The organism is Sorangium sp. So ce145, from assembly GCF_051525985.1.
GTDB lineage: Bacteria > Myxococcota_A > Polyangia > Polyangiales > Polyangiaceae > Sorangium > Sorangium cellulosum_B.
In genome coordinates this window covers 5,237,333-5,249,367 of record NZ_CP150315.1, presented here as the reverse complement: position 1 = coordinate 5,249,367, position 12,035 = coordinate 5,237,333, and the positions used below count along the sequence as shown (strand labels likewise).

Annotated in this window: 12 protein-coding genes; 1 reads left to right on the top strand and 11 read right to left on the bottom strand. The window is 70.4% G+C overall.

Features of this window, described 5'->3' with window-relative positions:
* Positions 1-16 precede the first annotated feature (16 nt).
* On the bottom strand, positions 17-913 hold the full coding sequence (locus tag WMF34_RS19475; RefSeq protein WP_044965262.1) for an isoaspartyl peptidase/L-asparaginase: 897 nt from the start codon (positions 911-913) through the stop codon (positions 17-19).
* 269 nt (positions 914-1,182) lie between these two features.
* Here WMF34_RS19475 and proS point away from each other — a divergent pair, with 269 nt between their 5' ends.
* Positions 1,183-2,739, top strand: a complete 1,557-nt coding sequence (proS, locus tag WMF34_RS19470) for a proline--tRNA ligase (protein WP_012236398.1) — start codon at positions 1,183-1,185, stop codon at positions 2,737-2,739.
* Between the two features lie 88 nt (positions 2,740-2,827).
* Here the strand turns inward: proS and WMF34_RS19465 are convergent, their stop codons facing one another.
* The 10 genes from WMF34_RS19465 to WMF34_RS19420 form a co-directional block, all read right to left on the bottom strand.
* A complete protein-coding gene (locus WMF34_RS19465; protein ID WP_437994159.1) occupies positions 2,828-3,508 on the bottom strand; it encodes a hypothetical protein in 681 nt (226 codons plus the stop codon).
* A 359-nt stretch (positions 3,509-3,867) separates the two neighbouring features.
* On the bottom strand, positions 3,868-5,511 hold the full coding sequence (locus tag WMF34_RS19460; RefSeq protein WP_437994158.1) for a serine/threonine protein kinase: 1,644 nt from the start codon (positions 5,509-5,511) through the stop codon (positions 3,868-3,870).
* Positions 5,512-5,649: 138 nt separating this feature from the next.
* Positions 5,650-6,261, bottom strand: a complete 612-nt coding sequence (locus WMF34_RS19455; protein WP_437994157.1) for a hypothetical protein — start codon at positions 6,259-6,261, stop codon at positions 5,650-5,652.
* Between the two features lie 133 nt (positions 6,262-6,394).
* The gene (locus WMF34_RS19450; RefSeq protein ID WP_437994156.1) at positions 6,395-7,321 is read right to left on the bottom strand and encodes a PfkB family carbohydrate kinase; all 927 of its coding nucleotides are present in this window, start codon (positions 7,319-7,321) and stop codon (positions 6,395-6,397) included.
* 175 nt (positions 7,322-7,496) lie between these two features.
* Positions 7,497-8,384 (bottom strand): S-methyl-5'-thioadenosine phosphorylase, encoded by an 888-nt coding sequence (gene mtnP, locus WMF34_RS19445; protein ID WP_437994155.1) that lies wholly within the window; start codon positions 8,382-8,384, stop codon positions 7,497-7,499.
* Positions 8,381-9,019 (bottom strand): guanylate kinase, encoded by a 639-nt coding sequence (gene gmk, locus WMF34_RS19440; RefSeq protein ID WP_012236392.1) that lies wholly within the window; start codon positions 9,017-9,019, stop codon positions 8,381-8,383. The genes mtnP and gmk overlap by 4 nt, the downstream gene beginning before the upstream one ends.
* 9 nt (positions 9,020-9,028) lie before the next feature.
* A complete protein-coding gene (locus WMF34_RS19435) occupies positions 9,029-9,898 on the bottom strand; it encodes a YicC/YloC family endoribonuclease (protein ID WP_231865047.1) in 870 nt (289 codons plus the stop codon).
* Between the two features lie 27 nt (positions 9,899-9,925).
* Positions 9,926-10,972, bottom strand: coding sequence for an SDR family oxidoreductase (locus tag WMF34_RS19430; RefSeq protein ID WP_012236390.1), 1,047 nt, complete (start codon positions 10,970-10,972; stop codon positions 9,926-9,928).
* Between the two features lie 23 nt (positions 10,973-10,995).
* Positions 10,996-11,313 (bottom strand): hypothetical protein, encoded by a 318-nt coding sequence (locus WMF34_RS19425; RefSeq protein WP_012236389.1) that lies wholly within the window; start codon positions 11,311-11,313, stop codon positions 10,996-10,998.
* 208 nt (positions 11,314-11,521) lie between these two features.
* On the bottom strand, positions 11,522-12,034 hold the full coding sequence (locus WMF34_RS19420; RefSeq protein WP_012236388.1) for a DUF507 family protein: 513 nt from the start codon (positions 12,032-12,034) through the stop codon (positions 11,522-11,524).
* Position 12,035: the final 1 nt, after the last annotated feature.

Genomic DNA, 12,035 nt, shown 5'->3' with positions numbered 1-12,035 from the left:
CGTCGTCTGCTGCTCCTCAGCCCACGAGCTGCGCGCTCGCCATGGCGCGGTTCGAGGCGATCGCCTGACCGCTCCGCCCCACCACGAGCACGCCGACGGCGAGCACGTCGGGGAACATCGCGACGCCGCGCTGCGCGGCGCGCGCGGGCGCGACGCCGTCGGCGAGCCAGTCATAGACGGTCCGCGCGAGGAAGCGGCGCGCGATCTCCTCGCCGACGCCGGTCGCCGCCACGGCGCCGTGCGGGCCAGCGTAGATCCCCGCGCCCAGGAGCGGCACGTCCCCGACGCGGCCGCGCAGCGAGTAGGTCGACCCGCCCGTCGACGCCGCGGCGGCGAACCGGCCGTGCGTGTCGCGCACGACGGCCCCGACGGTGTCGCACTCGATCGGCTCGGCGTCGAAGTTCCAGAACCGCGTCGCCGTGAGCGCGCGGAAGCGCGCCGCGTCGTTCGTGGTCTCGTCGTCTCCGCCCTCGCCGCGCAGCGCTGCGAGGGCGCGGGCGTGCTTCGAGCGCGCCTCCTCGGTGATCGGCTCATGCTCGGCGAACCCCAGCCGGCGAGCGAACGCCGTCGCGCCGGCGCCGGCGAGGAGCAGGTGCGGCGTCTCCATCACCTTCGCGGCGACCAGGACGGGGTTCTTCACCCGCTCGATGCACGCCACTGCGCCGAACCGCCCGTCGCTGGCCATCACGGCCGCGTCCATCTCGACCGTCCGCCCGTCGAGGCGGAGGTTCGAGCCCGTCCCGGCGTTGAAGCGCGGGTCGTCCTCGAGGCGCACGGTCGCGCCGATCGCCGCCGCGAGCGCCTCTCCGCCCTCGTCCAGCGCGCGGCGCGCCTCGTCGGCGGCCCTGGCGCAGCTCTCCGAGCCGCTTTGCGGCGCGGTCACCCCGCCGTGCGTGAGGATGACGTAGTTCACGTCGTTCTCCTGCGCGTACCACGACGGCGCGCCGCCGCGAAGGCAGCCTGGCGCGCGGCGGCCGGTGGGGCGAGCGGCATCGCTCCGGCCAGCGGGAGGGCGGCGTGGCTCCGGCGCTGGGACCGCTGCGCTCGACACCCTGCCGCGCTCCTGATACGTCGCGCGCTCAGCCCGGAGCGGGGCCGGCGCCAGCCGACCGTCCGCAGCGGGACGAAGGCGGCCCGGTCGAAGGCCGCCGCCCAAGCCGCCCATCGAGGAGAGCAGAGACCGTGGCCAAGAACGAAGCGCCGAAGACCGCCATTACGCCCACCCGCAACGAGGACTACCCGGAGTGGTACCAGCAGGTCGTGCGCGCGGCCGACCTCGCGGAGAGCTCCCCGGTCCGCGGCTGCATGGTCATCAAGCCGTGGGGCTACGCGATCTGGGAGAACATCCAGCGCGAGCTCGACAGCATGTTCAAGGCGACCGGGCACAAGAACGCCTACTTCCCGCTGTTCATCCCGAAGTCGTTCCTTGAAAAGGAAGCGGAGCACGTCGAGGGGTTCGCGAAGGAGTGCGCCGTGGTCACCCACCACCGGCTCGTCCCCGGCCCTGGCGGCGGGCTCATTCCCGACCCTCAGGCCCGACTGGAGGAGCCGCTCATCGTGCGCCCCACGTCCGAGACGATCATCGGCGCGGCGTTCGCGAGCTGGGTGCAGAGCTACCGGGATCTCCCCTTGTTGATCAACCAGTGGGCGAACGTCGTGCGCTGGGAGCTCCGGACGCGCCTGTTCCTGCGGACGGCGGAGTTCCTGTGGCAGGAGGGGCACACGGCGCACGCGAGCGAGGCCGAGGCGCGCGAGGAGACGCTGCGCATGCTCGGGGTCTACGCGACGTTTGCGCGCGACTTCATGGCGATGCCCGTCCTCGAGGGGCCGAAGACGGCGAGCGAGCGCTTCCCCGGGGCGGTCGACACCTATGCGATCGAGGCGATGATGCAGGACCGGAAGGCCCTGCAGGCCGGGACGAGCCACTTCCTGGGGCAGAACTTCGCGAAGGCGAGCGGCATCAAGTTCCAGACCAAGGAGGAGACCGAAGAGCACGCCTGGACGACGTCCTGGGGCGTATCGACGCGCCTCGTCGGCGGGCTGATCATGACCCACAGCGACGACGACGGCCTGGTGCTCCCGCCGCGCCTCGCGCCCGCGCACGTCGTGATCCTGCCCGTTTACCGGGGCGACGACACGCGCGCCAAGATCGACGAGTACATCGACGGGCTCGCGAAGGAGCTCCGGGCGCAGCGCTTCGGCGAGCGCCGCGTCGAGGTCGAGATCGATCGGCGGGACATCCGCGGCGGCGACAAGCAGTGGGAGTGGGTGAAGAAGGGCGTCCCCCTGCGTATCGAGATCGGGCCGCGCGACGTCGACGCCGGCGTGGCCATGGTGATGCGCAGGGACCGCTCGCCGAAGGACAAGTCGAGCATGGCGCGCGGGGAGCTCGTGGGCCGCGTCACGGAGATCCTTGGCGACATTCAGGCGACCCTCTACGCGCGCGCGCTCGCCGTGCGCGACGGCAACACGCACGTGATCAACAGCCGCGCAGATTTCGACGCGTTCTTCGCGTCGACCGGGGGCAAGGAGGCGCAAGGCGGGTTCGCGCTGGCGCACTGGTCCGGCGATCCGGAGATCGAGACGGCGGTGAAGGATGCGCACAAGGTGACCATCCGCTGCATCCCGACCGGGGGGTTCGAAGGGGCGCCGTGGGCCGACGCGCTGACCGGTGAAGGGCAGTGCATCTTCACCGGCAAGCCCAGCCCGCGGCGCGTGGTGTTCGCGAAGTCGTACTGAGCCGCGGCGGTTCGCAGGGCGCGCGCCGGCGCGTCGGCGCGTCTCCGCACCGAAAAGACGCCGCGCGCTTCCTCGAAGCAGCGGTGCCTCAACGGCGAAGGGCCGGGAGCACGTGCTCCGCCAGGATCGCGGGGAGCAGCCGCAGCTGCGCGCAGTGCTCCCCGGGGCCTGCTCCGGCGTAGCCGCGCACGTAGAGGCTGCCGCCGTCGTACATCCGGGTGAGCCGCAGCGCGTCTCCTGCCTCCGCTGCGCCATCGCCCGGCGCGCCGGGCGCGGCGGAGGGGGCCTCGTCCCCGCTCGAGGTCACCGCGATGGGCGTGGCTCCGAGCTCGCGAAGAAGGAACGTGGCCGCCTCTTTCGTGGACGCGTAGCCGCTGGTCGGGATCTCGGTGTGCGTCAGGTAGAAGACCGGCGCGCCGCGCGCGGCGGCGCTGGCCAGCGCGACGTAGGGGGCGAGCTGCCCCTGCGCGAGCGACGTCTGCCCCGGCATGTAGGAGCCATAGAGGGAGTCGAGCAGGATCAGCGCATCCACGTGGCTGCTCCCGCGCTCGATGATCCTGCCGATCGCGCCGGACCCAGCGCTCCAGGACGACAGCACCAGGCGGCGCATGCGCGCGCCCGCGCTCCCGGATGCGCTCTCGACCTCGCGGTCGATCGCCTGGAGCAGCGCGTCCCAGCTGCCGCCCTCGAGCGCGCGCGCGTATTCGCTCGAGCGGGTCCCCACGTCGACCCCGGCGATGACCAGATCCATGCCCCTGGGAGCCAGCACCTTCCGGACAGGCTCGGCGCCGTGGAAGTGGATCAGAAGATCGTAGCCGCCATCCGAGCGAATCGCGTGCGCCGGCGGGACGAGGAGCCTTCCGAGCGGAAGCGGGCGCCATCGCTCATAGACGCCGAACCCTTGGTCGGCAAAGCCGCACCCCGCTTGCGCTTCGTGCTGAACAAGCGCCGCGCGCTCGGGCTCACCGCCCCTGGGCAGGGGCGACGGTTCCGCGGACGCGCTCGCATGCGCCGGGGCTGGCGAGGCGCTGGACGCTCGGCTCCGCCGCAACAGCAGGGCGCCGCCTACGACGCCCAGGCTTGCTGCCAGGAGGAGCGCGTCGCGGAGCTGCCGCGCCCTGCGGCCGCTCAGAACCCGGGGTTGGTCACGGTCGGTACCCACTTCGTCGAGGGACGCTTGCCCGGGGTTGTTCTGCGCGCGCTTGTGGCGCTCGATCCAGCAGCCGTCGCGCTCGGCGTCGCGGCGGCCGTCGTGCCTTTGGCCGTCGGGTCCGGAGCGCTCGCCCCGCGCCCCTCCGGGGCGCTCGCCTCGGGGGCGGACCGAGCACCCACGCCGCCGTGGTCGTCCAGGAGCGTGGGCGCGCCGTCCGGCCTTGGCGTTGCGCCCGTCGTGGCTGCGGTCGCCGCCGGGCCAGCGCCGTGGGCGTGCACCGTGAGCTCCTCGGACGTGCTCTGCTGCGGCGCGGGCCGCCGGAACCACATCACCCCTGCGCCCAGCAACGTGATGAGCGCGAGCGCAGCGGCTGCCACCCGCGTCCCCGAGCGGCGGCGCGCCGCCGGGACCTCGATCGGGCCCAGCTGAGTGTCCTGGCCAGGCGAGCTCGGGATCAGCGACTCGGATGGCAACGATGGCAGCGCCTGTCGCGAGGGCGCCGGGGTGCTCCGGCGAGGCGCGGGGAGCTGGGCGCTCGGGTGACCAGGAGGGAGCTGCGTGAAGAAGAGCTCGCTGATGCTGTCGCGAACGAGCATCACCTCGGGCGGGTGGGAGGCGCGCTCGTCGAGCATGCGGACCGTGTCGCGCAGCGCTGCGCGCCGGCGCTGGTTGCGCTCTCCCAGGAGCCTGCGCACGAACGCCCCGACGTCGTGGTCCGTCACCGTCGGCTCCTTGGCCAGCACGGCCTCCAGGGCGCTCTCCAGCTCGAGCATCGTCTGGTATCGCCGCTCCGGCTCCTTTTGCAGGCACTTCATGAGGACCTGGTCCAGCTCGGGCGGGAAATCCGGGTTCTTCAGGCGAGGCGAGGGCGCCGGTCGCGAGGTGATGTACTTGAGCGTGAGGAGATCGTTCTCTGCGGCGAAGGGGTGCTCTCCCGTCGTCAACTTGTAGAGCACGATCCCCATCGCGAAGACGTCGGTGCGCCGATCGACCCGCTCGCCTCGCGCCTGCTCCGGGGACATGTACGGCACCTTGCCCTTGAGCTGGCCCGCGGTCGTGTCGTTGTGCGTGCGGTTGGTGGCCTTGGCGACCCCGAAGTCCACGAGCTTCACGTGGCCGTCGTACGTCACGAGGATGTTCTGGGGTGACACGTCGCGGTGGACGAGCCCGAGCAGCAGGTCCTCGTTCTGCGGGTCCCGGAGCTCGTGTGCGGCGTGCAAGCCGAGGCAAGCGCGGCCGAGGACGCGGAGCGCGATGCGCAGCGGGATGGCCACGCCGCTCTTGCTTGCCGCCTTCGCGATGACCGACAGCGCCTCGCCGTCGACCCACTCCATCACGATGTAGAGGACGTCGTCCTGCTCGCCGAGGTCGAGGATCTCGGCGACGTTCGGGTGATGGATCCCCGAGGCGAGCCGCGCCTCCTCGAGGAACATCTTCTCGAACTGGGGATCATCCGAGAGCGACGGCAGCATCGTCTTGATGGCGACCGTCTTCTGGAAGCCACGACGACCCTTGTGGCGCGCGGCCCACACCGTGGCCATACCCCCCTGCGCGATGGGCAGGAGGAGCTCGTAGTGCCCGAGCTCCTTTCCCGGCAGCAGCTGGGGTTGGGGGTTCATGACGTCGTGCGGCGCGCTCCTGACCGATACGCGGGGACCTCGGAAGCTCGATCAAGTCTAGCCATCCGGACCCTGTGGTCACGATGTGTGGTGCTGATTACAAATTAGACCAGCGGAGCTCCTCGCCGCGGCAGGGGATCACGCGCCGGGCGGGACCGCCTGTCCCCAGAGCTGCTGGTAGATCTCGCTCAGCTTCTGGTGGGTCTCGGCCGAGAAGCCGTTGGTCGCGTAAGGCCAGCGGAAGCCGTCTCCCATGGCCTGGTTGCACGAGAAGGAGACGAGCAGGTCGACCGGCGTGGGGTTGTTCGGCCGCACCATCGAGATGCCCAGGCCGGGATAGAAGCAGTTGCCGCGGTCCGCGGTGAAGCTGTCCTCGTCGCCGAAGACGTCGAGGATCTGGTCCTTGAGCTCCTCGTCGGCGTCGCTGGTCGTGAGCTGACGCTGCTGGAGGATGACGAAGTTCTTGAAGCGCGGCTGCGCGGGCAGGACCGGCGTGCTGGCTGTCTGCCCCGGAATGAGGTTGGGCGGGATGAGCCCGGGCAGCGCCTGCTGCAGCCCCTGCAGGGCGGCCTGCCCCATCTGCTGGAGCTCGGGCGGGATGCCCGGGATGAGGGTGGGGGCTCCGGTCGTCGCCACGGGCGTCGGGGCCAGCTCCTGCCCCTGGAGGCGGAGGACCGTGATCTGCGCCTTGTCCATCTCGTCGAACGGCGCCGTACGGGCCGCGCAGCCGAAGACGAGGGGGGCCAGCAAGGCAATGCCTGCGAATGTACGGGTGGTGAGGTTCATGTTCACTTTGACGGTCGTCTAGCACGGCTATGCGCCGGAAGGTGAACAGCGACCGCACACGGCAGGCGCTCGCGCCAGCGCCGGCCCCGGGCGGGCCTCACATGGTGCTTGCGCCGAACTCGTACAGCGCCCGGATCTCGGTCAGTCGCGCCGCGATGTCGGCTCGAGTCACCGTCGCGATCCGCCGCGTGCCGACCGCCTCGACGCAGAACGACGCCGTCGCCGTCGCATGGAGCATGCCGCGCCGGAGCGCGAGCGGCGTGATCTCCGGCTGGCACGCCAGGTAACCGATGAGCCCGCCGGCGAAGGCGTCGCCGGCGCCCGTGGGGTCGATGACGTCCTCGAGCGGGAAGCCGGGCGCGGCGAACACGCCCTCCTCGTCGAAGAGCAGCGCGCCGTGCTCTCCGCGCTTGATGATCAGCCGGCGCGGACCACGGGACAGGATCTCCTTCGCCGCGCGGCGGATGTTGTACTTGCCCGAGAGCTGGCGCGCCTCCTCGTCGTTGACCACGAGCGTGTCGATGCGGCGCAGCATCGCCGCGACCGCCTTCGGCTCCCCCTCGATCCAGAAATTCATCGTGTCGGCGAGGACGAAGCGCGGCGCGCGGACCTGCTCGAGGACGTCGAGCTGGAGCGCGGGATGGATGTTGCCGAGCAGCAGGAAGGGCGTGTCGCGGTAGGTCTCCGGCAGCTTCGGCGCGAACGACGCGAACACGTTGAGCTGCGTGTCCAGCGTCGTGCGATGGATGAGATCCACGTCGTAGCGCCCGGCCCAGCGGAACGTCTTCCCAGGAGCGCGCTCGACGCCCTCGATCGAGATCCCTCGGGCTCGCATCGCCACGAGGGTCTCCTCGGGGAAATCATCGCCCACCACGGCCACGGTGCGCACCGGAGCGAAGCACGAGGCAGCGAACGCCGAGTAGGTGGCCGAGCCACCGACGACGTCTCTTTCGTTGCCGGAGGGGAGCTCGAGGTCGTCGAACGCCATCGAGCCGATGATGAGGATCGCGGATGAGGTCGTCACAGGACGCCTCTTAGCCAGGTTTGTGCGTAGCCGCTAGCCGCGCGTTTCGTTTCTGCGACGGCGCCGCTGGGCCGCGGCCGCACCCGACGCCAGCAGAGCCCGCCTTGCCCCCCGCGCCCCCTCCCACCCGCTGCGCGGAGGAGCAGGCGCAGCTCCGACGGGCGCTGAGGTCAGCTCAGTCGGCCTTGCGCCGAGGGCCGATGAGCCACTCGAGCCGCGCCTCTGCGTCGGGCGATGACGCGCCGGCCGCGGTCATGATGCACTTCTCCAGCGCGTGACGGGCCGGGCTCTGCGACACGTCGGGGAGCTTGCGGGCAAGGGACTTCGCGACGTCCCGCGCATACCCGATATTGCGGTTGAGCACGGCGATGACCGCCTCGACGCTCACCGCCTCCTCGCCGACGTGCCAGCAATCGAAGTCGGTGGTGAGCGCGAGCGTGGCGTAGGGGAGCTCCGCCTCGCGGGCGAGCTTCGCCTCGGGCAAGTTGGTCATCCCGATGACATGCGCGCCAAAGGTACGGAACATGCGGCTTTCGGCCCGCGTCGAGAACTGAGGGCCCTCGATGCAGACATAGGTGCCGCCGCGGTGGACGCGCGCGCCGGTGGCGAGCGCCGCGTCGTGGACGGCGCTCGCCAGGATCGGGCACACCGGATCGGCGAACGGCACATGGGCGACGAGGCCCTCGTCGAAGAACGTCGAGATCCGCCGCTTCGTGAAATCGATGAACTGGTCGACGACGACGAGGTCGCCAGGCGCGATGTCCTCGCGCAGGGAGCCGACGGCGCTCACGCTGAGCACGTGCGTGGCGCCGAGCATCTTCAGCGCGCAGATGTTCGCGCGGTAGTTGATCGTCGACGGCGAGAAGCGGTGCCCGCGGCCGTGGCGCGGCAGGAAGAGCACCGTCGCGTCGCCGCCCTTGACCTGCCCGCGCAGCACCACGTCGCTCGGCAGCCCGAAGGGGGTGGAGACCGAGACCTCCTCGACGTCCTCCAGCCACCCCATCTCGTAGACGCCGCTGCCGCCGATGATCGCGAGCACGTCGCGCGTCGCGCCGGCGCTCATCGCTCGAACCTCCGCTCCGAGAGCAGCCGCTCGCAGAGGGCCGCGCGCCGCTGGCGGCGGCACCGCTCGGCGAAGACGAGCGACCGCAGCTGCTCGTAGGCGCGGTTGATCTCGTCGTTCACGATCACGTAGTCGAAGAAGCCGTAATGCTCGATCTCGCCCTTCGCGTTGCGGAGGCGGCGGAGCGTCGTGGGCTCGTCCTCGGTGCCGCGCCCGCGCAGGCGCCGCTCGAGCTCGGCGAGCGACGGGGGGAGGATGAACACGGCGACCGCCTCGGGCAGGCTCGCCTTGATCTGCCGCGCGCCCTGGTGGTCGATGTCGAAGAGGACCCCGCGCGCGGTGGCGCGGGCGATCTCGATCTCCTTCAGGCTCGTGCCGTAGAGGTGATCGTGCACCCTGGCCCACTCGGCGAACGCGCCGATGCGGATCATCTGCTCGAACGTGTTCGGGTCGACGAAGTGGTACTCCCGGCCGTCGACCTCGTTCGGGCGCGGGCGCCGGGTCGTGTGGGAGACCGAGAAGCGCAGGTCGGGGAACTCGCTGCGCAGCCTCCCGCAGAGCGTCGTCTTCCCCGCGCCGGACGGGGACGACACGATGAGGAGGAGGAAGTCGTCACTGAGTGCTTCGGTCGACATGCTCTCCTGTCACTCGATGTTCTGGACCTGCTCCCGCAGGCGTTCGAGCTCCACCTTCATCGCCACGACGTGATGGGAGATGGCGGCGTCCTGCGCCTTGGAGCCCAGCGTGTTCGCCTCGCGTACCATCTCCTGAAGCAGAAAGTCGAGCCTCCTTCCGCAAGGGTCGCCGCTCGGGGCCGCGAGCGCGCCGCCGAACTGGTCGAGGTGGCTCCGGAGGCGGGTGACCTCCTCGGTGATGTCGCTGCGCTCGGCGAGCAGCATCACCTCCGCCTCGATCCGCGTCGCCTCGAAGCCGGCCTCGACCCCCTGGAGAAGGCGCTCGACCCGCTCGCGCAGGCGGCGCCTAAGCGCCTCGCGCGCCTCGTCCGCGCGCGCGACGACCTCGGACGCGAGCGCGCGCAACGTGGCCACCCGCCCGCGCATGTCGCTGGCGAGCGCCTCGCCTTCGCGCAGGCACATGCCCTCCATCGCGTCGATCGCGCGCTCGATGGCCAGCTTGAGCGCCGCGCGGACGGCCGCGATCTCGTGGCCGCCGGCGGGCGCGAAGAGGTCCGGCACGGCGCAGAGCAGCGAGAGCGGCACGTCGGCGCCCGGCGCGAGCTCGTCGCGGAGCTCCGCCAGGGCGCGGAACGCCGCGCGCGCCTTCGATTTGTCGAGCGTGCTCGGGGCCAGCACCGCGCCCTCGGTGCGCACGATGATCTCGATGCGCCCCCGCCGCAGGCGCTCGCGCGCCACCTGCTCGGCGAACATCGTCAGATCGACGAGCTCGCGCGGGAGCCGCGCGCGCACGTCGAGGAAGCGCTGGTTCACCGAGCGGATCTCGGCGACGACGCGCCCATCGGTGAGCGAAGCGTCACCGAGCCCGAAGCCGGTCATGCTCCGCACGAGCCGCCCCCGCTCTACCTAGCTCGCCTTTTGTCCGCTGTCCGAGGCCCCTTCGGCCTTGGGCAACGGAACCTTGCCACAGGTCACCGTGGCCGACGCGGCCGCCGGGCCCTTCTCACGGAGCGTCCGCAGGTACGTGACCGTGGGGACGATGCCGTCCTCCCAGCGTACGCGGGGCTCGTACCCGATGAGCTCGGCCGCGCGCGAGATGTCGGCGAGCGAGTGGCGGATGTCCCCGGCGCGGGCGGGGAGGTGCTCGACGGCGACGTCCCGCCCGAGGGCCCGCGAGATCTCCTTGCAGAGCTCATTCAGCCCGATCCTGCGTCCGCCGGCGATGTTGATGACCTCACCCTTGAACTTCTTCGACGACGTCGCGCCGAGGAGGTTCGCGAGGACGGTGTTCTCGATGAAGCAGAAGTCGCGCGTCTGCTCGCCGTCGCCGAAGATCGGGATCGGCCGGTTCTGCAGGGCGGCGTCGACGAACCGCGGGATCGCCGCGGCGTAGGCGCCGTCCGGCGTCTGGTTCGGCCCGAAGACGTTGAAGTAACGCAGGCTCAGGGTCTCGATGCCGTAGATGCCCGCGAAGACCTTCATGTAGTGCTCGCAGGCGAGCTTCGTGACCGCGTACGGCGACAGCGGCATCGGCTCCATGCCCTCGTGCTTCGGGAGGACGGGCGTCTCGCCGTACGCGCTGGACGACGCGGCGAAGAGCACCCGGCGCACGCCCTGGCGGCGCGCCACGTCGAGCACCGTGACCGTGCCGCCGACGTTGACGGAGTTCGACTCGATGGGCGACTCGACGCTGCGCGGGACCGAGCCGAGCGCCGCCTGGTGGAGGATGACCTCGACCCCCTTGGCCGCCGTCGCGACCGCCGCCGCGTCCCGGATGTCCCCGGTGATGCGCTCGATCAGCGACTGGTGGGGGAGCCCGTCGAGGTTCTCCCATCGGCCAGTCGCGAGGTTGTCGAGGACGCGGACCCGCTCGCCGGCGGCGGTCAGCGCCGCGACGAGGTTGCTTCCGATGAACCCGGCACCGCCGGTGATCAAGTAGCGAGGCGTGGACATGTGCGTGCTCCCCCGGCGGGCGCCTACTTCTTCTTGAAAAGGTTGTCGAGCTTGGAGCGAGAATCCGCGATGCGCTTCGAGTTGTCTTCCGGTACGCCGTTCTTGAACGTGAAGAAAGTACAATAATTCGCTCTCTCCCGATCCGGGATGTACTCGGCGATGTGCTCCTTGCACTGGTTGTGCGCGGCCGGGTCCCAGTTCTCGCAGTTCCTGCAGCAGTGGAGGTCGACACCGCAGTGGGGACAGGTGTCCGCGCGCTGGAGCTTCACCTCGAAGATGAGCTCGTTCTTGCATTTATGACAGAAGTGGCGCTTCGCCTCGACCTTCGGAATCCAGCTCATGATGTCCTCCGGTACCACGACGAAGCCCGATCTGGCAGAAGGAACGCTCCGCCGCGGGCATGGTCGCAGATGGTGCGCGTTTATCCCACAGGCGATGTCCCTGCGGATCGGGCACCGAGGCCATGGGCGGACGGCGTCTCGCTGGACCGGCAAACGCCGCAGACGGTTTGCTTGCTCGGCTGAGAGCCCGCCTGTCTGGCGGCGGCGATTACAGCAGCCCCTTGCGCCGCTGGATCTCGCCCATGACCCGCTGGTATTCGATTTCCCAGGTGCGGGAGCCCTCCTGCACGTGGCGGAGCTTGCCGCGCACCTCGGTGTCGAGCGCCTCGTCCATCTCGAGGTACTTCCGAAGGATGGGCCTTATCCGGCGGCGCAGGTCGTGGTCCTCGACGAACACCTCCTCGACGTTGTTCGAGTGCATCAGCATCTCGAGCAGCTGGTCGAGGAGATAATCCATGGTTTCCTCGCCGGTCTTGATCCCTTTCTGCTCCGCGGCCAGGCGCTTGACCCGGTTGAACTCGCCCTGAGGCAGTCCGCGTGCCTGGAGGATCTCTTTCGCCCGCTCGGTCGCTTCCCGCTCTGCGTGCAGGTAGCTCGTGAAGACCGACTCGACGTCGAGCGCGACCTCTTTCTTCGATTCGCACTCGATATCGCGGTTGTCCACGAGCGCGCGGACGAGTTCTTCTGTGAGGGGAGTAATTTTGCCGCTAAAGAGGCGCATC